13 protein-coding genes and 1 pseudogene are annotated in these 20,299 nt (G+C 67.8%); 9 read left to right on the plus strand and 5 right to left on the minus strand.

Annotated elements, in window-relative coordinates:
- From ACZYY4_RS00805 to ACZYY4_RS00815, 3 genes and pseudogenes are all read left to right on the plus strand, one after another.
- Positions 1-1,952: pseudogene (locus ACZYY4_RS00805) on the plus strand (hypothetical protein); the annotation flags it as partial.
- Positions 1,953-2,217: 265 nt separating this feature from the next.
- Positions 2,218-3,486 carry a phosphoribosylamine--glycine ligase gene (gene purD, locus ACZYY4_RS00810; RefSeq protein ID WP_463807513.1) on the plus strand — a complete coding sequence of 423 codons (1,269 nt, stop codon included), beginning with the start codon at positions 2,218-2,220 and terminating at the stop codon, positions 3,484-3,486.
- A gap of 30 nt (positions 3,487-3,516) precedes the next feature.
- Entirely contained in the window at positions 3,517-4,113 is a 597-nt protein-coding gene (locus ACZYY4_RS00815) for a hypothetical protein (RefSeq protein ID WP_463807514.1), read from the plus strand.
- Positions 4,114-4,156: 43 nt separating this feature from the next.
- Here the strand turns inward: ACZYY4_RS00815 and ACZYY4_RS00820 are convergent, their stop codons facing one another.
- The 4 genes from ACZYY4_RS00820 to ACZYY4_RS00835 all read right to left on the minus strand — a co-directional run bounded on the left by ACZYY4_RS00820 (position 4,157) and on the right by ACZYY4_RS00835 (position 10,771).
- A complete protein-coding gene (locus ACZYY4_RS00820; protein ID WP_463807515.1) occupies positions 4,157-6,130 on the minus strand; it encodes a hypothetical protein in 1,974 nt (657 codons plus the stop codon).
- Positions 6,131-6,173: 43 nt separating this feature from the next.
- Positions 6,174-7,916, minus strand: a complete 1,743-nt coding sequence (locus ACZYY4_RS00825; RefSeq protein WP_463807516.1) for a hypothetical protein — start codon at positions 7,914-7,916, stop codon at positions 6,174-6,176.
- A 40-nt stretch (positions 7,917-7,956) separates the two neighbouring features.
- The gene (locus ACZYY4_RS00830) at positions 7,957-9,735 is read right to left on the minus strand and encodes a hypothetical protein (protein WP_463807517.1); all 1,779 of its coding nucleotides are present in this window, start codon (positions 9,733-9,735) and stop codon (positions 7,957-7,959) included.
- A 211-nt stretch (positions 9,736-9,946) separates the two neighbouring features.
- A complete protein-coding gene (locus tag ACZYY4_RS00835; RefSeq protein WP_463807518.1) occupies positions 9,947-10,771 on the minus strand; it encodes an alpha/beta hydrolase-fold protein in 825 nt (274 codons plus the stop codon).
- 70 nt (positions 10,772-10,841) lie between these two features.
- Here ACZYY4_RS00835 and ACZYY4_RS00840 point away from each other — a divergent pair, with 70 nt between their 5' ends.
- The 6 genes from ACZYY4_RS00840 (at position 10,842) to ACZYY4_RS00865 (ending at position 18,629) form a co-directional block, all read left to right on the plus strand.
- Positions 10,842-12,272 carry an RNA-guided endonuclease InsQ/TnpB family protein gene (locus tag ACZYY4_RS00840; RefSeq protein ID WP_463807520.1) on the plus strand — a complete coding sequence of 477 codons (1,431 nt, stop codon included), beginning with the start codon at positions 10,842-10,844 and terminating at the stop codon, positions 12,270-12,272.
- 116 nt (positions 12,273-12,388) lie between these two features.
- On the plus strand, positions 12,389-13,006 hold the full coding sequence (locus ACZYY4_RS00845; RefSeq protein ID WP_463807941.1) for a TetR/AcrR family transcriptional regulator: 618 nt from the start codon (positions 12,389-12,391) through the stop codon (positions 13,004-13,006).
- Between the two features lie 118 nt (positions 13,007-13,124).
- The gene (locus ACZYY4_RS00850) at positions 13,125-14,651 is read left to right on the plus strand and encodes a Re/Si-specific NAD(P)(+) transhydrogenase subunit alpha (protein ID WP_463807521.1); all 1,527 of its coding nucleotides are present in this window, start codon (positions 13,125-13,127) and stop codon (positions 14,649-14,651) included.
- A 46-nt stretch (positions 14,652-14,697) separates the two neighbouring features.
- Positions 14,698-16,125 carry a Re/Si-specific NAD(P)(+) transhydrogenase subunit beta gene (gene pntB, locus ACZYY4_RS00855; protein ID WP_463807522.1) on the plus strand — a complete coding sequence of 476 codons (1,428 nt, stop codon included), beginning with the start codon at positions 14,698-14,700 and terminating at the stop codon, positions 16,123-16,125.
- Positions 16,126-16,167: 42 nt separating this feature from the next.
- Positions 16,168-17,586, plus strand: coding sequence for an adenylosuccinate lyase (purB, locus tag ACZYY4_RS00860; protein ID WP_463807523.1), 1,419 nt, complete (start codon positions 16,168-16,170; stop codon positions 17,584-17,586).
- A 5-nt stretch (positions 17,587-17,591) separates the two neighbouring features.
- Positions 17,592-18,629 (plus strand): tellurite resistance/C4-dicarboxylate transporter family protein, encoded by a 1,038-nt coding sequence (locus tag ACZYY4_RS00865; RefSeq protein WP_463807524.1) that lies wholly within the window; start codon positions 17,592-17,594, stop codon positions 18,627-18,629.
- Here ACZYY4_RS00865 and ACZYY4_RS00870 read toward each other — a convergent pair.
- Positions 18,541-20,295 (minus strand): NAD-binding protein, encoded by a 1,755-nt coding sequence (locus tag ACZYY4_RS00870; protein WP_463807526.1) that lies wholly within the window; start codon positions 20,293-20,295, stop codon positions 18,541-18,543. The two genes, ACZYY4_RS00865 and ACZYY4_RS00870, sit on opposite strands and share 89 nt — an antisense overlap.
- Positions 20,296-20,299: the final 4 nt, after the last annotated feature.

Genomic DNA, 20,299 nt, shown 5'->3' on the forward strand with positions numbered 1-20,299 from the left:
CCGGGCAGAACGGTGGCAATGGTGGGGCGGCCGGTAACGGTGGCAGCTACGGCAACGGTGGTAATGGTGGTGCCGGTGGCGCCGGCAAGGCTGGCGGCGACGGCGGTAGCCCCCTCGCGCTCGGAGGTGCCGGTCAAACCGGCCAGGCCGGTGGTTCCGGTGGAGATGGGGGCGCCGGTGGCGCCGGCGGCACCAGCGCCGGCAATGGCGGCAGCGGCGGTGACGCCGGTATGGGCGCCGACGGCGGTAACGGCGGGAATGGAAATACCGGTGCGGCCGGCGACTACGGCGTGAACGCCAGCGGCGCCGGCGGGCAAGGCGGTGCGGGCGGTAGCGGTGGCGCCGGCGGTAACGGCGGTACCGGTGGTGCAGCCGGGACGGCGACGAATGGCAGTGCGGGCAGCCAGGGTGCGGGCGGTGACGCCGGTTCCGGTGGCGACGCGGGCAAGGCCGGTGACGGCGGTCGGGGTGCCGACGGCGTCTTGGGCTCCGGTGACGGCGGTAACGGCGGCAACGGGGGGCAACTCGGCGCCGGTGGCGCGGCTGGAAACGGCGGGAGCGGTTCAATCCAAGGCTCCGACGGCGTGGCCGGAAACGGCCCGACCGGCCCCCAGGGCAACGGTGGTGACGGCGGAGACGGCGTCAGCCTGGCCGGCTCAGCCGGCGGCGTCGGCGTCAATGGAGTCACCGGCGGTGCCGGCGGCAACGGCGGCGACGGGAGCGCTTACGGCAGCGGTGGCGCCGGCGGCAACGGCGGCCAGGGCCAAGACGGCGGCGCCGGAGCATCTGCAGGCGGCTCTGTTACCAATGCCGGCGCTGGTGGCGACGGCGGCAAGGGTGGCATCGGCGGCCGGGGCGGCACCGAGTTGGGCGACGGAGGTGTCGGCGGCATAGGTGGCACTGGCGGTGATGGCGGCCTCGGCGCTGCCGGCGATGGCACCAATGGCGCCCAAGGCGGTGCCGGCGGACAGGCCGGTGTCGGTGGGGCCGGTGGCGATGCGCAGGCTTCCAGCGGTGTCGGCGGCGTCGGCGGCAATGGCGGCGTCGGCGGCGTCGGCGGCGAAGGCGGTCAGTCCGGTGTGGACGCCGACGGCAATGGTTTGACCGGAGGCCTCGGCGGCAGTGGTGGTCTCGGCGGTAACGGTGCTGCAGGCGGCGCCAATGGTGACGGGTCTGTGGCCAACACGGGCGATGGCGGCGACGGGGGCGCTGGCGGCATCGGCGGCGACGCGACCGACGCGGGTGGTGCACAAGGTCAGGGCGGCACCGGCGGCATCGGTGGTGACGGCGGCACCGGTGCACACGCGGGCGACGGGGGCACTGGCGGCGCGGGAGCCAAGGGCTCGACGGGGGCGGCGGCGCTGGCCGGCGACGGCGGTGACGGCGGCAACGGCGGTGACGCCATCAACACTGCGGGTGGCGACGGCCATGGCGGCAATGGAGGTGACGGCGGCGAGGGCGCTAAAGGCGGCAACTCGGAGGACGGGGGGAATGGCGGTAATGGAGGCGACGGCGGATCCGCCGCCAATGTGATCGGTGGTAACGGGGGTGACGGCGGCAACGGCGGCAACGGCGGCGACACCCATCTGAACGCCGGCGGCAAGGTAGCCGGCCATGGTGGTGAGGGCGGCAACGGAGGCACAGGCGGTTCAACGGGTACTGGCGGCAATGGCGGCAATGGCGGCAATGGCGGCGGGCCCAGTGATGGCGGCGGTCTTTCTACCGGCGGTGACGGGGGCATCGGCGGCCAGGGCGCTTTCGGCGGCGTGGCCGGAGGCGACGGAGGCGACGGAGGCGACGGAGGCGACGGCCCACTGGCCGGTGGCGACGGCGCCGATGGAGGGCACGGCGGCGCGTCCAACGCGGGCCCCGGCGCCGCAGGGACGCCCGGTCAACCAAACGTCGGCACTATCGGTGGGGCCGGTGGGGTCGGTGGCGACGGCTCCAAATAATTGAGTGAGCGTCGGCTGGCCCAAGCCCCGGTCGGGTTCTGATCGTCAGCAGCCATGTCGACCGGCGCGGAGCCCACCAACACAAGGTGTTGGTGGGCTCCGCCCGTCGCGGGCGGCCGGTCGGGAGTGGATGCTCACGCCAAGCGAACGATTCGTCGGGGATTCCGGCGCTACCCCGGCCCGCGGGCTGCTGCTTACCGCAGCAATCGAGTCGGACCAGATCGGGTACGCAGTTGCGTACCGACGCCGGATAAGGTGGGGAGCCGTGCGCATCTTGGTGATTGGTTCCGGTGCCCGCGAGCATGCTCTGCTGCTGGCCCTTCGCAACGACCCCAAGGTCGATCACCTGGTTATCGCGCCCGGCAACGCCGGCACCACGGCGATCGCCGAGCAGCGTGACGTCGACATCACCTCGGGGACGGCAGTCAGCGACCTGGCCCGCGAGGTCGCGGCCGACCTGGTGGTGATCGGGCCGGAGGTGCCGTTGGTGCTGGGCGTAGCCGACGCGGTGCGGGCCGCCGGCATCGCCTGCTTCGGGCCGTCCCGGGACGCCGCCCGCATCGAAGGCTCCAAGGCGTTCGCCAAGGACGTGATGGCCGCCGCCGGTGTGCGCACCGCCCGCTCGGAGATCGTGGACAGCCCAGCCGACCTGGACGCCGCCCTGAGCCGGTTCGGCCCGGATGCCGGCGAGGCGGCCTGGGTGGTCAAGGACGACGGCCTGGCCGCCGGCAAGGGGGTGGTGGTGACCCAGGACCGCGCTGCGGCGCGAGCCCACGCCGCCGGACTGCTCGATGCCGGGCACCCGGTGCTGTTGGAATCGTTTCTGGACGGCCCCGAGCTATCGCTGTTCTGCATCGTCGACGGCGACACCGTGGTGCCGTTGCTGCCGGCGCAGGACTTCAAGCGGGTCGGCGACGGCGACACCGGCCCCAACACCGGCGGTATGGGTGCTTATGCTCCGCTGCCGTGGCTGTCTCGGGAGGCTACGGCGGGCATCCTCACCGATATCGTCAAACCGGTCGCTACCGAACTACTGCGCCGTGGCAGCCGGTTCGCCGGGCTGCTCTACGCCGGACTGGCGATGACATCGACCGGGCCGGCGGTGGTCGAATTCAACTGCCGCTTCGGGGATCCGGAGACCCAGGCGGTGCTGGCTCTGCTGGAGACGCCGCTGGGGCAACTGCTGCACGCCGCCGCCACCGGTGGACTCAGCGAGTTCGGTGCGCTGCGCTGGCGGGACGGCTCGGCGGTGACGGTCGTACTGGCCGCGGAGAACTATCCCGGCCGGCCCCGGGTCGGGGACGTGATCGTTGGTGCCGAGGGTGACGACGTGTTGCATGCCGGTACTGCGCACCGGGATGACGGGTCGGTGGTGTCCACCGGCGGCCGGGTGCTGTCGGTAGTGGGAATCGGCGACGACTTGGCCGCGGCCCGCGCGGCCGCCTATCGGACTCTCGGATCCATTCGCTTGCCGGGCAGCCACTTTCGTACCGACATCGGATTGGCTGCCGCCGAGGACAAGATCCGGATCTAACCGGAACCACCTACCGCTATCCTGGGTTGCATGTCTGACCAAACTGAACCGGAGTCCACAGAGTCCGCAAAGACAGAGTCCGCAAAGCAGGATCGCCCGGCGAAAAGCGCTGGCACTGAGAAACGGCGGTCAGCTCCCGTTCCAGTTGCCGTGCCGTCGAGTCGCGGACCCCTGCTGATTGCCGCGGCGGTCGGGCTGGTCGCCGGGCTCATCGGTGGTGCGGCCGTGGCCGGCTTATGGCGCCCGGCGTCCGGTGCGTCGGCCAAGTTCTCTGGCCAGGAGGTCACCGACGCGAAAAAGGACGTGTGCGCCTCAGCAGCGCTCGCGCGTCAGGCGGTGGCCAACAACATGCACCTGAAAAACCCGGATCCCGAAAACCCGATTGCACAGCTTGCGGTGGCCGCCAACGCGAGGCTGTCACTGACGGCCGGTGCCGCCTACGTGCGGGGTCGCCTCGAAGCAAACCCGGCCACTTCACACGATCTCGTGAACGCGGCCCAGGCGATGGCCGGCGAGCTCGAGCACCTGAATCTGAGCTATCTTGTCGGGCAACCGAATTCAGACCGTGAGCAGCTGGGGCGTGACCTCGATGGACGTATCGCGGAACTGGGCAAACTCTGCCAGTAAGCGCCCCGAAGCTCATCGTCCTGGTTGATGACGATGTTGCCCCTCAGAACCAGGTGCCCGGGTCGAAGAGGTCGAAGCCGGCCGCGGCGGCACCGGTCGCCGCGTCGATGCCCGACACGGCATCGCCCGCGTCAAGCGGTGCGATGGCGTCGAACATGCTGAACATGCTCGACAAGTCGATGTTGCCGAACGGGGTGATCAACGTGTCGGTGATACTCGATGCCGCCGTGCCGTCGGAGTTCGGGATGGCCTCGTAGACATCGGTGAAGAGTCCGAGGTCGGTGACGCTGTAGACCGTGCCCAGTGTCGGCAAATCCGCGATTTGCGCGTCGGTGAGACCGGAGGCCGCATCGACTGCGGTGACGGTGAACTGAGACGTCTCGATGAAACCGAGGATGTTCGACATGTTCTCACCGAGACTGACCGTGCCCAGGTCGGCACCGGCGCTGTCAAACACCGCGACACCGGTTTGAGTGGGCAGGAATGTTCCGAACGCGTTGACGCCGGAAATCTCCAGCAGCGGCGCGATACCGAACAGCGGATAAGTGGCATCGGTGCTGAACCCGGCGCTGCCGGGGTCGAAGGTGGTACCGCCGATGGTGAACGCGTTGGCGCTGAGATCGGCATTACCGGACGCCGCAGCGAGCGCACCCAGCGGCGCAGCCGGGTCCAGCGGCGCCGTCGCGTCAAACGTCGTCGGCAGGTTGATGTTGCCGAACGGGGTCACCAAGGTGTCGGTGATGGTGGCCGACCCGCCGTCGGCTCCCGGGACGGCCTGGTAGACGTTCTGGAAGCCCGACCCCAAGTCGGTGACGCTGTAGACCGTCCCGAGGGCGGGCAGGTCGGCAAGGCTCATGTCGTTGAGCACGCCGGCGATGTCCGTGGTGGTGATGCCGCTGCCGGTGAGGTCTATGCCGCTGCCACTAAGAGCAGCGCTGACGGTGGTGTCGTTGATGTCGCCGGTGCCGTAGGGGAGGACCGCACTTCTGGCGGCCAGCGCATCGGCCAGGTCTTGTGCGGTGAAGCTCGCCCCACTGAAGTCGAGGCCGGTGCTCAGGGCGCTTTGGATCGAGTCGATCGCCGGGGCGATGCTGCCGACGGTGAACTGTGTGCTGTCGATCCCCAACAGGTCGGAGTACCAAAGGAAGCTCCCGATGCTGCCGGCGTCAGTGCCGTTGGTGTACACCTGGAAATCCTGGAATGCCTGGGTGTTGCTGGGGCCGGTACCGCTGATATTGATTGCGCTGGCCTCGAAATTGAGCAGCGGGGCGAAGCTGGACAACGACAGCGGCGACTCGACGGTGATTCCGGCGCTGCCGGGGTCGAAGGTGGTGGCGCCGATGGTGAACGCGTTGTCGCTGAGGCCGGTGACGCCGGACGTGTTTCCGAGGGATTCCAGGGCAGTGGCCGGGTTCAACGGCGCGATGGCGTCATAGGTCATCGGTAGGTCGAAGTTGCCGAACGGGGTCACGAACGTGTCGGTGATGGTCGACGCGGCGGTGCCGTCGGCGTTCGGGACGGCTTCGTAGATGTTCGCGAAGCCGCCGCCGAGGTTGGTGATGCTGTAGACCGTGCCGTCCGCCGGCAGCTCGGCGGCTTGACTGGCGGTCAGGCCGTCGGCCGCATCGGTGCTGCTGACGGTGAACTGCGCAGTCACGATGCCCAACAAATTCTGAACGTTGGTGGAGGTCAAGACCGTTCCAAGCGTGGCGCCGCTGCTGTCCTCGAGCGTGAATTGCTGAGCTCCCAGACTGGCGAGGCCGAGCAGGCTGTCGCTTCCGAGAGACAGCAGCGGGGCATTGGCGAACGTCGGGGTGATGGCCTCATAGCCCGCGGTCGATACACCCGTCAGGTTGTCGATCGCCACCGGGTCGTTGAAGGTGAGGCCCCCGATCGTGAAACCGGCGTCGGATCCGCTGTCGGCGGTTGCCACCGCGGCCTGCAGAAACGCTGCGGTCAATAACCCGCCACCCGCTGTGGCAGCAACAGCGGCCGCCTGGATACGTCGATTCGTCATCACAGGTCCCCCAATCTGTTCAGTTGAGTTTCAGGGATTTGGCTCAGAAGCCCAAGAACGCCAGCGGATCCCACGCGGAGGCGAGCGCGGACCCCACGTCGTCGAGACCGGTGAACGCGGCGCCCGCATCGAGCGGGTCGGCGGCATTGATGTCGCCGAACAGCGAGCTCAGGTCGACGTTGCCGAACGGCGTCACCAACATGTCGATGACGGTGCCGTCTTCACCCGGGGTGGCGATGTAGATGTTCTCCCAGCCGCCGCCCAAGTTGAAGACGTCGTAGACGGTGCCCACCGCCGGCAGCGTCGAGGCGTCCACACCGTCGGTGGCGGTGACAGTCTGGATGGTGAACTCGGTGTTGGTAAGGCCCAGCAGGTTCGTCACACCCGTGGCGGTGGTGATGGTGCCGAGGTCGGTGCTGCTTGAGCCGCTGCCGCTGTAGACGTCGAAGTTCTGAAGATTCAGATTGAGCGGTTCGGTGTCGTACTTCTGGATCTGACCGGATGCGAGGCTCAGCAGTGGCGCAATGCCGAGCAGGGCGGGGGCGTCCTTGAAACCCTCGGTGCCGTCCGCCATTATCGGGTCGAAAGTGAAGCCGCCGAGGGTGAAGGCGTCGGGCATGGTGCTGTCGCCGACGAGGAGACCGGTGAAGGCGTCGCCAGGGTGCAGCGGGTTGGCGGCGTTGATACCGCCGAACAGCGAGTCCAGATCCATGTTGCCGAATGGCGTCACCAGGGTGTCGGTGACGGTGCCGGTGGTGACGGTGCCGTCGGCGGCGATGACATCCGGAGTGGCGGTGTAGACGTTCTGCCAGCCGTTGCCGAGATTGAGCACGTCATAGACCGTTCCGGTTGCCGGCAGGCCCGACGGATCCGCATCGGTAGGGGTGGCGCTGAGAACGGTGAACTGGGTGTTGGCCATGCCCAGCAGATTCGTCGCGGACACACCGGTGCTGATGCTGCCGAGATCGGTGGCGCCCGATCCGGTGCCGCTGTAGACGTCGAAGTCTTGCGGAGCGAGGGCGACTGATCCCAGCAGTATTCCGCCGCCGAGGTTCAACAGCGGCGGTGTGCCGCCGAGGGCGCTGACGGGGTTGAAGCCTTCTGATCCGTCCGTCGTCATCGGGTCGAAGGTGGTGCTGCCGATGGCGAAGGCGTCATTACCGCCGGCGCTGGTGGCCGCTTCCAGACCGCTGAAAGCGTCGCCGGGTTGCAGTGCATTGGCGGCGTTCACGTCGGCGAACAGCGCGCTCAGGTCGGTGTTGCCGAACGGTGTCACCAGGGTGTCGGTGACGGTGCCGTCCTCGCCCGGGGTGGCGATATAGACGTTGTAGAAACCGCCGCCCAGGTTGAACACGTCATAGACCGTCCCCAGCGCCGGCAGGCCGGCTGCATCGCCGGTGACGCCGGTCACGGTGAACTCGGTGTTGGGCAGACCGAGCAGGTTCGTGACGGTTTCGTTGGTGTCGATGCTGCCGAGGGCGGTCGCGCTCGACCCGGAACCGGTGTACACGTCGAAGGTTTGCGGTGACAGGTCCAGCGTGCTACCGAAGAAGCTCACCGTGCCGCCGCCGAGGCTCAACAGCGGCGGAGCCAGGCTGATCGGAAGGACGGGGTTGAAACCCGCGGCGCCAGACAGATCGATGGGGTCAAAGGTGGTGCCGTTGATGGTGAAGGCGTCCTCACCGGGAGCGGCGGCAGCGACTGCGGTCTGCAGAAATGCTGCGGTGAGTAAACCGCTACCCGCCGTGGCGGCAACAGCGGCCACCTGGATCCGTCGATTCGTCACAACAAGCCCTTCAGTCTTTCAGTGTGGTTCAGGGGATAGCTCAGAAGCCCATGAAAGCGAACGGATCCCAGGAGGACGCGAGCGCCGCCCCGGCGTCGTCGAGGCCGGTGAAGGCGGCACCCGGGTCAAGCGGGTTGGCGGCGTTGAACATCTCGAACACTGAACTCAGGTCGACGTTGCCGAACGGGGTCACCAGGGTGTCGGTGATGGTGCCGTCGTCACCGGGGGTGGCGATGTAGATGTTCTGCCAACCGCCGCCGAGGTTGAAAACGTCGTAGACCGTCCCCTGCGCCGGCAACAGCGAGGCGTCCACACCGTCGGCGGCGGTGACATTTTGGACGGTGAACTCGGTGTTCGCAAAGCCCAACAGCTCCGAAACATTCACGCTGGTCCTGATGGTTCCGAGGTCGGCGTCGCCGGACCCGCCGTAGACATCGAAGTCCTGCGGCGAAAAGTTGATCGGCGCATCACTGGTACCGATACCGACGGTGGCGCCGCCGAGGCTCAGCAGCGGCGCGGCACCGAGCAACGAGGGGACGACATGGAAGCCCTCGGTCATGTCGTCGCCGGAACCGGTGAACGGGTCGAAGACGTAGCCGCCGAGGCTGAAGGCGTCGGGCATGGTGGTGTCGCCGACCAGCAGACCGGTGAAGGCGTCGCCCGGGTCGAGCGGGTTGGCCAAATTGATGCCGCCGAACAGTGAATCCAGGCTCATGTTGCCGAACGGGGTCACCAGGGTGTCGTGAACGGTGCCACTGGTAACGGTGCCGTCGGTGGCGGTGACGTCCGGGGTGGCGGTGTAGACGTTGGCCCAACCGCCGCCGAGGTTGAAGGCGTCGTAGACCGATCCCAGCACCGGCAGCTGCGAGGCCTCCACGCCGTCGGCAGGGGTGACAGCTTGGACGATGAACTGCGTGTTGGTCATACCCAACAGGTTCGTCACATCCACAGCGGTATTGACGCTGCCGAGTTCGGTGGCGCTGGATCCGGTGCCGCTGTAGACGTCGAAGCTCTGGGGGGCGAACGCTTGGGGTTGGGATTCCGGGAAGGATGTGCTCAGGGTCAGTTGACCACCGCCGAGGTTCAGCAGCGGTGGAATGCTGGCCAGCGAGTCCACCGGGGTGAAGCCCTCGGTCACGGTGCCGTCAGTCGCGGTGCTGAACGGGTTGAAGGTGAAGCCGCCGATGCTGAAGGCGTCGGCACCGATGCTGCTGTCGCCGGCCTGCAGCGCGGCGAAGGCGTCGCCGGGCAGCAGCGGGTTGGCAGCGTTCATGGCGGCGAACAGCGAGCTCAGGTCGGTGTTGCCGAACGGCGTCACCAGGGTGTCGGTGACTGTGCCGTCTTCGCCCGGGGTGGCGACGTAGACGTTGTAGATGCCGCCGCCCAGGTTGAACACGTCATAGACCGTTCCGGTCACCGGCAGCTGCGACGCATCGACACCGTCGGCGGGGGTGCTGCTCAGGACGGTGAACGCGGTGTTGTGCAGGCCCAGCAGGGTCGAGACGGTTTCGTTGGTGTTGATGCTGCCGAGCTCGGTGCTGCCGTTGTACAGGTCGAAGCTCTGCGGGGCGAGGTTCAGGATGCCGAGAGCCTTCCCACCGCCGAGATCCAACAGCGGCGGAGCCATGTTGAGCGGGCCGACCGGGTCGAACCCCGGCGTGCCGGCCGCCGTGATGGGGTCGAAGACGGTGCCGTCGATGGTGAAGGCGTCTGTTCCGGGAGCGGCCGTGGCGACCGCGACCTGCAGAAACGCTGCGGTGAGTATCCCGCCGCCCGCTGTGGCGGCAACAGCGGCTACCTGGAAACGTCGGTTCGTCATCAGGCCTTCCAATCTGTTCGGTCGGGCTCAGGAAACGGTTGAGTTACCCGTGAGTACGTTTAGAAAATTACCTCCGGTGTTGTTCGTCACACAAGGCTTTTCTTGGGTCATATGCTGGCAAATAGGCCGATTTCGGAGACCTTTTGCCGCAATTACGCGACGAAACAGTCGGCCCGCGGTACGACGAGCGTTCGATTGCCTGAGGAATTTGCTAAGCGGTCAACAGTGGTGCGATCCAAGTCAACTCGGCCGGAAGTTGGGAGCTCCAGTACGTCCCGTCGTGTCCGCCGGGGGAGAATCCGCCCGCCGGCGGATTGGGCAGTTGGCCGATGAAGGCCTGGGTCGCCGAGTAGAAGGGATCGGAGTTTCCGCAGTCCACCCGGATCGGTATCGACGCAAGAGCCGGCATCCCGAACACCGAGTTGGCAGCGAAATCGTCGGCCCCGTCGAACGCCCCCGGCGCCGTCGCCCCGGGCGACAGCCACAGTGCGGGGCTCACCGCGCAGATCGCCGCCGTCCGGCGCGGACCGAGCCGGCCCCCCAGCAACAGCGCGCCGTAACCGCCCATCGACCAGCCGATGAACCCCACCCGGGAAGTGTCCAATCCCTGGTCGGCCAGCAGTGGCAGCAATTCGTCGGTCACCATCGCACCGGAGTCCTCCCCGGAGGCGCGCCGGTGCCAGTAGCTGCCGCCGCCGTCGACGGCCACCACCGCGAACGGGGGCAACCCGGCGGCGACCGCTTCGGCCAGGCCCTGCTCCACGCCGCCGGCCATCACCGTCGAGGCGTCACTGCCCTTGCCGTGCAGCGCGATCAGCGGGCAGAGCCCGGTCTGTCCCGGCGGCCGGGCGATCGCCCAGTTGGTGGCGATGCCGCCGCGCGCCGCCGAGGTGAACGAGCCCGTGGTCATGGTGGGCAGAGCCGGGGTGGCCCGCGCCACTCGAGCGCCGAGCAACGAACCCGCTCCCAGCGCACCCGTGGCAGCCCCCAGGCGCAGCACCGCCCGTCGGCTCAACTCCGGCATGGCGGTCATCATGCCAGCACGCGCGGATTGCCCGAAAAGCGTGTAAACCACTTGTCGGTGTCCTGTGCCACCCTCGTCGTTGATGGCCCGGCACACGACGTTCAGGTTTTGTCTCGATCCCAGTGTCGAGCAGTGCGAGGTGCTGATCCGGCATGCGGGGGCGGCGCGGTTCGCGTTCAACCAGTGCTTGGGGATGGTGAAAACGGCACTGAGCGCTCGCAAGTCCGATCCCGACGTTGACGTGCCGTGGACGGGGATCGACCTGGTCAACGCCTTCAATGCGTGGAAAAAGACCGAGGATGCCGGGCGGGTGTTCACCGTCGACAGCTCAGGAGTGGCCGAGTTAAGCGCGACGGGATTGGCGTGGCGTGCCGAGGTCTACCAGCAGGTCTTCGAGGAAGCGGCCGTCGACCTGGGCAGGGGCTTGAAAAGCTGGTCCGAATCGCGGTCGGGCAGGCGACGCGGTCGCCGGGTCGGGTTTGTCCGGTTCAAGAAGAAGGCCGCCGCAACACCGGCGTTTCGGCTGCGCAACAAGCACCCCAAAGGTGGGCGGCCGGCGATCCGCGTCGGCGACAGCGGTCGGCCGCGCTCGGTTAGCCTGCCGGGCATCGGCCAGCTCGGGGTGCATGACGACACACGCCGCCTTCGGCGCATGCTCGCAAGCGGGCGGGCAAGAATTTTGTTTGCCACCGTGAGTCAGCATGCGGGACGGTGGTGGGTGTCGCTGAATGTCGAGGCAGCGCAGCTGCACCCGGCCGTTCAGCACGGGCCCCGTTCCGGTCACGACAGCAGCGGCTGGGTTGGTGTTGATCGCGGCTTGGCTGCGTTCGCGGTCGCCGCCGACGCCGACGGGATCGAGATGGCCCGGTTTGTCGAGGCCCCCAAGCCACTCGCTGCCGGAATCGCTGAGCAGCGCCGGCTGGCGAAAGCATTAGCCCGCAAACAGAAGGGATCACGCAATCGCCATGATGCCGCCGCTCGGCTGGCCCGGCATCACCGTCGCGTCGCCAATGTGCGTCGACATTTCACCCATCAGGTATCGAACAAACTGGTCAAGACTCACGACCGGCTCGTCATCGAAGACCTGAATGTGGCCGGAATGCTGGCCAACCACTGTCTCTCCCGTGCCATTTCTGATGCCGGATGGAGCGAGTTGGCCCGACAACTGAACTACAAGCAGGCTTGGCGCGGCGGTCAGGTTACGGTCGCTGACCGGTGGTACCCCTCAAGTCAGCTCTGCTCGGTCTGCGGCGATCGCCGCACCGATTTGCGCTTGGTTGAGCGGGTGTTCACCTGTACTAACGGTCACATCGTCGACCGCGACCTCAACGCAGCGATCAACCTGGCGCGTTGGGGCCAAACCCACCACGACAATCCTCGATCCCCGGACCCCCAAGCACGGGGCCGGGCCACCAATGCCCCCAGACGGGACGGCTCTGACCGACGCCTACGCGTCGGCGAAACCAGCCCGAAAGACGTGGGAACCGACGTTCACAGCCCACCCGCGGCCTGAACCACGGAACGCCCGAGAAGGGCGGTGCCGAACACCCACCAGAACTGTTCGACATGCTTTAAAAGACCGAAACGCATGATGCGGCGATAGCTGTGCTGGCAGCATCTCTAGGCGTGATGACAGCGGTCACGCCCAAGGGCGAGCGCCGGCGGTATGCGCTGATCAGCGCTGCCGCCGAACTGCTGCGCGAGGGCGGGTTCGAAGCGGTGCGGCATCGCGCGGTGGCGCAGCGGGCCGGCCTGCCGCTGGCGTCGACCACCTACTACTTCTCCTCCCTTGACGACCTGATCGCCAGCGCGGTGGAACACATCGGAATGTTGGAGGTCGCCCAGTTGCGCGCCCGCATCGCCGGCCTGTCCCGCCGCCGACGTAGCGCCGAGACCACCGCCGACATGCTGGTCGACCTGCTGGTGGGGGAGGACAACGGCCCCCAGGTCGCCGAGCAGCTGATTTCCCGGTACGAGCGGTCCATCGTCTGCGCCCGGCAGCCCGCACTGCGGGAAATCCAGCGTCGCATCCTGCACCAGCGGTCGGACGCCGTCGCCGAAGCCATCGAACGTTCCGGGCGGATCGCACGGGTCGAGATGGCATATGTCCTGGTCTGCATGGTCGACGGGGCGGTGATGGCGGCCCTGGTCGACGACCGGCAGGGGCCGTGGGTGGTCGCCCGGGCGGCGGTGATCGACGTCATCGACCTGCTCGCGCCGCTGGACCAGCGCGCAGTGTCAGCCTGAGAAGCTCACACGGTATGCTGCGGCGACTCCTTTGTCGCTAGTTTGCTACCGGCGGGTAACCGGGGGAGCCAACACGCCTAGAAAACGCCCACGAGAAGCGAATGCGGAGAGCTACGTCATGAATATCGGTGTCCTATCCGAGGCTCAGCCCGGTGAGACGCGTGTGTCGGCGACGCCTGCGACTGTTGCTGCGTTGACCAAGCTCGGTTACGACGTTGTGGTCGACGCGGGCGCCGGCGCTGCATCGGACTTCTCCGACGAGGCCTACGCCGAAGCCGGCGCGACGATCGGTGACGCGCGCGCCGCCGACATCGTCTTCGGGGTCAACGCCCCGTCGTCCGAGCAGCTGGATGCGATGAAGCCGGGCGCGACGCTGGTCAGCCTGCTGGCGCCGGCACTGAACCCGGAGCGGGTGGAGGATCTGGCCCGCCGGCCCATCACGGCGATGTCGATGGACGCGGTGCCCCGGATCTCGCGGGCGCAGTCGCTGGACGTACTGAGCTCGATGGCCAACATCGCCGGCTACCGCGCGGTGATCGAGGCCGCTCACGTGTTCGGCCGCTTCTTCACCGGCCAGGTGACCGCCGCCGGCAAGGTGCCGCCGGCCAAGGTTCTGGTGGTGGGCGCCGGGGTGGCCGGCCTGGCCGCGATCGGCGCAGCCGGCAGCCTGGGGGCCATCGTGCGGGCCACCGACCCGCGGCCGGAAGTGGCCGATCAGGTCCGCTCGCTCGGCGGGGAGTACGTGTCGATCGAGTCGGCGGAGGCTGAGGTGTCGGCCACCGGCTACGCGAAGGAGATGAGCGACGACTACAAGGCCCGCGAGGCCCAGCTCTACGCCGACCAGTGCGCCGACGTCGACATCATCGTCACCACCGCGCTCATCCCGGGTAAGCCCGCGCCGCGGATCATCACCGCCGAAATGGTGGCCTCGATGAAACCGGGCAGCGTGATCGTGGACATGGCAGCGGCCAACGGCGGCAACGTCGAGGGCGCTGTGAAGGACCAGGCCGTCGTCACCGACAACGGCGTGACGATCATCGGCTACACCGACCTCGCCGGCCGGTTGCCCGCCCAGGCCTCTCAGCTCTACGGCACCAACCTGGTCAACCTGATGAAGTTGATGACGCCGGGCAAGGACGGCCAGCTGGTGCTGGACTTCGACGACGTGGTGCAGCGGTCGATGACCGTGGTGCGCGAGGGTGAGTCGACGTGGCCGCCACCGCCGGTGCAGGTGTCGGCCGCCCCGGCCAAGGTCACTGAAGCAGCCCCGGCGGTCGCGAAGGTGTCGAAGGCGCCGATGACGGCCGGACGGCGGCTGGGCCTGGTGGTCTCCGCGGCGGCGGTGTTGTTCGCGCTGGTCGCGCTGGCACCGGCGGCGCTACAGGTGCACCTGACCGTGTTCGCTCTGGCGATCGTGATCGGTTACTACGTGATCGGGCATGTGCACCACGCGCTGCACACGCCGCTGATGTCGGTGACCAATGCCATCTCGGGGATCATCGTGGTCGGTGCGCTGCTGCAGATCGGCCACGATGATCCGGCGATCACGGGGCTGGCGACCGCGGCGATCCTGCTGGCCAGCATCAACGTCTTCGGCGGCTTCGCGGTGACCCGCCGCATGCTGGCCATGTTCTCCCGCAGTTAGAGCCTGCGCTGCACACGCCGTCCCAAATAGCCTGGAGTAGACCCCTATGTTCTCGATCGACACCGCCGCCTCGGCGGCATACATCGTCGCGGCGCTGTTGTTCATCCTGGCTCTGGCCGGGCTGAGTAAGCACGAGACGTCCAGGGCCGGCAACAGCTTCGGCATCGTCGGCATGGCGGTGGCGTTGGTCGCGACGATCACGCTGGCCGTGCATCACGGCATCACACCGGTCGGCCTGGGATTGCTGATCGGGGCCACCGTGGTGGGCGCGGCGATCGGGCTGTGGCGGGCCAAGGTGGTCGAGATGACCGGCATGCCCGAGCTGATCGCGCTGCTGCACTCCTTCGTCGGGTTGGCCGCTGTGCTGGTCGGCTGGAATGGCTATCTGCACGTCGAAGCCGACGTGGCGGGGGCACAAGCCCAGGAGTTGGCGGCGTCGGGGCTGTTGGGTATTCACTCCGCGGAGGTGTTCATCGGAGTGTTCATCGGTGCGGTCACCTTCACCGGCTCGATCGTGGCCAACCTCAAGCTCTCGGCGCGGATGAAGTCCAACCCGCTGATGCTGCCCGGCAAGAATTTCATCAACGTCGGCGCCCTGGTGGCGTTCTTCGCGCTGACCGTGTGGTTCGTGCAAGAGCCGAATCTGTGGCTGCTGGTCGCGGTCACCGTGCTGGCGCTGGCGCTGGGCTGGCACCTGGTGGCCTCCATCGGCGGTGGGGACATGCCGGTCGTGGTCTCGATGCTCAACAGCTACTCCGGTTGGGCCGCGGCGGCATCGGGCTTCCTGCTCTCCAATGACCTGCTGATCATCACCGGCGCGCTGGTCGGCTCCTCGGGTGCCTACCTGTCCTACATCATGTGCAAGGCGATGAACCGGTCGTTCATCTCCGTGATCGCCGGCGGCTTCGGCATGGAAAGCTCAGCGGCCGGCTCCGACTCCAAGGACTACGGCGAGCACCGGGAGATCACCGCCGAAGGCGTGGCCGAACTGCTGGGCGGCGCCGATTCGGTGATCATCACCCCGGGCTATGGCATGGCTGTGGCGCAGGCCCAGTACGGCGTCGCCGAACTCACCCGCAAACTGCGGGACCGCGGCGTCAAGGTGCGCTTCGGCATCCACCCGGTCGCCGGCCGGTTGCCCGGCCACATGAACGTGCTACTGGCCGAGGCCAAAGTGCCCTACGACATCGTGCTGGAGATGGACGAGATCAACGAGGACTTCGACGACACCTCCGTCGTCCTGGTGATCGGCGCCAACGACACCGTCAACCCGGCCGCCGCCGAAGACCCGTCCAGCCCGATTGCGGGCATGCCGGTGCTGACCGTCTGGGACGCCGACAACGTGATCGTCTTCAAGCGCTCCATGGCATCCGGCTACGCCGGCGTGCAGAACCCGCTGTTCTTCCGGCAGAACTCCGCCATGCTGTTCGGTGACGCCAAAGACCGGGTCGAGGACATCCTGCACGCGCTGTAGGCCCCGCTGGCCGCCGGCACCCGGCCCGTAAGCTAGCTGCTCGTGAGCATCCCCAATGTGCTGGCCACCCGCTACGCCAGCGCTGCGATGACCGACATCTGGTCGCCGCGGGCCAAGATCGTCGCCGAACGCCGGCTGTGGCTGGCGGTGCTGCGCGCCCAGTCCGAACTGGGTGTGCCGGTACCCGAACAGGCGATCGCCGACTACGAGGCCGTCCTCGATGACGTCGACCTGGCCTCGATCGCCGCCCGCGAGCGGGTGACCCGCCACGACGTGAAGGCGCGCATCGAGGAGTTCAACGCGCTGGCCGGCCACGAGCATGTGCACAAGGGGATGACCAGCCGCGACCTGACCGAGAACGTCGAACAGCTGCAGATCCGGCAGTCGCTGGAGCTGGTGCTGCGCCACGGGGTGGCGGTGGCCACCCGGCTGGTCAACCACGCGGTGGCCTATCGCGAGCTGGTGATGGCCGGCCGCAGTCACAACGTCGCCGCGCAGGCCACCACGCTGGGTAAGCGATTCGCCTCGGCCGCCGAGGAAACGTTGATCGGCCTGACCCGGGTGCGTGAGCTGATCGACCGCTACCCGCTGCGCGGCATCAAGGGTCCGATGGGGACCGCCCAGGACATGCTGGATCTGTTCGACGGGGACACCGCCAAGCTCACCGAGCTGGAACGCCGAGTCGCAGGGTTCCTCGGCTTTTCCAAGGTGCTGACCAGCGTCGGGCAGGTCTATCCCCGGTCACTGGACCACGACGTGGTCTCCGCGCTGGTGCAGTTGGGCGCCGGACCGTCCTCGCTGGCCCACACCATCCGCCTGATGGCCGGTAATGAGCTGGTGACCGAAGGCTTCGCGCCGGGCCAGGTGGGCTCCTCGGCGATGCCGCACAAGATGAACACCCGCAGCTGTGAGCGGGTCAACGGCCTGCAGGTGGTGCTGCGCGGCTACGGCGCGATGGCCGCCGAACTGGCCGGCGCGCAGTGGAACGAGGGCGACGTGTTCTGCTCGGTGGTGCGCCGCGTCGCGCTGCCCGACGCGTTCTTCGCCGTCGACGGGCAGACCGAGACGTTTCTCACCGTGCTCGACGAGTTCGGCGCCTACCCGGCGGTGATCACCCGGGAACTGGACCGCTACCTGCCGTTTTTGGCCACCACCAAGGTGCTGATCGCCGCGGTGCGCGCCGGGATGGGCCGCGAAGCCGCCCACGAGGTGATCAAGGATCACGCGGTGGCCGTCGCGCTGGCGATGCGCGAACGCGGCGCCGAACCCGACCTGCTGGACCGGCTGGCCGCCGACGAGCGATTGCCGCTGGATCGTGCCGCGCTGGACGCGGCCATCGCCGACCGGCAGGCCTTCACCGGTGCGGCCGCCGACCAGGTCGACCAGGTGGCGGTCGCGGTGGCCGAACTGGCCGAGAAGTATCCGGAGGCGGCCGCCTACAGCCCGGGCGCGATCCTGTAACGCCAATGAGCGCCCGGCGGCCGGCCCCCGATGCCTTCGCGATGGTGATGGCCACCGGCATCCTGTCGATCGCCGCCCGCGACCACCAGTACGGTTGGCTCTCCGACGCTTTGGGTGTGCTGGCGGCCGTGGTGCTGGTGGCGCTGACGATGGCCGCCGCCCGTGCGGTGGCCCACTGGGATCTTCGCGACCCCGACGTCACCCTGCGACTGTTCACGTTCGTCGCCGCATGCGCGGTGCTCGACTCCCGGCTGGTCAGCCACCCGGCGGTGGCGCGTGTGCTGGGTGTGGTGGCGCTGTCGACATGGCTGGTGCTGATGGTCCTGACCTGCCGCAACATGGCTACGCCCGGCCTGGTGGCGCTGCGCGCTCGGGCCCACGGCGCTTGGGAGCTGGCCAGCGTCGGCACCTCTGGGTTGGCGATCATCGCCGCGCAGGTCGCCCAGCACACCGGTGACCGCGGCTGGGCGACGGTGGCCGTGGTGGTCTGGCTGGTGGCGATCGCGATCTGCGTCGGTATGACCTGGCTGATCCTGTGGCGCACGGTCAGCGAACGCAAGGACCGGGAGGGCTTCGCACCCGACGATTGGATCCTGATGGGGGCGTTTGCGATCGCCACTTTGGCCGGGCACACCATCTATGTCGTGGCGGTGCAGTGGCTGGCCGGGCCGGTGCGTGCGGTCACCGTCGTGACGTGGGCGGTGGCCACGGTATGGATACCGCCGCTGGTCTATTTCGTGCTGCACCGGGTCAACCGGCGGCCGGCGGTCCTGCACCTCACCGGTGCGTGGTGGGCGCTGGTGTTCCCGCTGGGGATGTACTCGGTGGCCACCGGGGCGATGGCCACCGAACTGCGGACGCCCGCGCTGCAGACGGTGTCGCTGGTGTTCTTCTGGAATGCGTTGACGGCCTGGCTGATCGTGGTGGTCGCCGGGCTGCTACGTGCGCGCACACTCAGTGCGACCGCGCTGCACCGGCGCGGCGGCGAGTCAGCGCGGTCAGCCTGGCCCATACCCACGTCAAGGGCACGTCGCGGCCGGTAGCCAGGTACTCCACCGTGGTCGGGTAGTGGCGGATCTCCCGTACCTGGGCCAGTCCATCGGGCTTGCCCACGAGTAGCACCTGGTCACCGAGCGTCAGTGTGGTGTCCGGGTCCGGCATGAATACCGGAGCGCCGTCTCGCAGCACGACCAGTGCGGCCAGCGGCAACCGCACTTCGCGGTCGTCGGGCCGGCGGATGAGGTCTGCCACCGTCAGGGTTTCGCCACGTTGCAACCACTCCGCGATGGCGGGAGCACGTTCGGGCGACAGCACGATGACATCACGGCTCGGGGTGCGTCGCCCGCAGGACTCCTGTAGCTGGTCGCGCACCCTGGTGGCCCACGCCTCATCGCGCCCGAAGGCGTGCTCGACGAAACTCCAGAACACCGGCGTGAGTGTCCGGGCCAGTACCTCGCGGGCAACGAGCTCGGTGGCGATGTACACCGAGTCGATCTGCAGTGCGTCGAGTAATGCCTTCTTGGTGTTCGTCTGCTGGCGGACCACCAGGTAGACGTCCGCATTGGCCAATCGCGCCTGCTCGGCCAACGCGATATTGGTGGTGTCGTTACTGGTTCCGGCGATGAACCCGACCGCACCGGAGACGTCGAGTTCGCCGTCGGCGGGGTCGGCGAGGTCTACGGTCAGTCCGCTGGCGATGAGATCACGTACCAGTTCGTCGCCGAACTCGGTGTCGGCGCAGACCACCCAGCGTCCGGCGGCCAGGCCCCGTCGTAACGTTGGCAGCTGGTCCTCCTCGTTGTCCATCAGCCAGCGCAGCAGTTGGTGATTGACCGGACGGTGGATGGACAGCGCGAGGTAGTCGCCGAAACGGTCATTGGGGTTGATGATCCCCGCCGGGGAGAAGCGCTCGATACGGGCCTGGATCGTCGGGTCGCTGCAGCGGGCGAACACCGGAACTTCGGGCCGCAGCAGCGCCACGGTCATCACCACCGCGAGGTTTGCGTCATCGTCGTTCGTCAGGGCCAGGACGCTCTCGCAGTCGCGGTGCGCAAGGCCGGCCACACCCAGCACGGGCGGGACGGCGCAGTCCCCCTCGATCGCCGGGACGTCGGAGCTGAGTTGCTCGGATACCACCGAGGCGACCCGGGACTCTTGTTTGTCGATGACGACGAACCGCCGCCCGTGTTCGTCGAGTTCGGCGCCGACGGCCCGGCCGGCCTGGCCGTAGCCGGCGATGATGACGAAGGGCTCGACCATCCGGCGGACTTGCCGGCGGAACCGCTGCGCGGCGATGGCTTCCTGAAAGGCGGTGTCGTTGAGGACGGAGAAGAAGACCCCGATGGCGAACGCCCAGCTGATCACGACCAGGTAGATCGACATCGACAGCCACATTCGCTGCGGGTAGCTGAAGGCGTGCGGCACCTCGCTGTAGCCGACTGTCGTCAAGGTGATCGTCATCTGGTAAAACGCATCGAAGACGGTCAGCCGGTAGGGGTTGCCCTGCGCATCGACACCGGGCATCAGCATCAAACCGGTGGTGCAGATGCTGAATGTGGTGATGACGACGATGAACGGCGCGCGCATTCGCCGCATGAACAAGAAGATGACCTCGGTGGTCTGCACTGTGGTCGGAACTCGGACCGGCTTGGGCCGCAGCTTGTTCGGCCGCCGGGTCCAGAACGAGAACAGGTGCACGGAGTTGGGCATCGGT

The organism is Mycobacterium sp. IDUB_21, assembly GCF_055419425.1.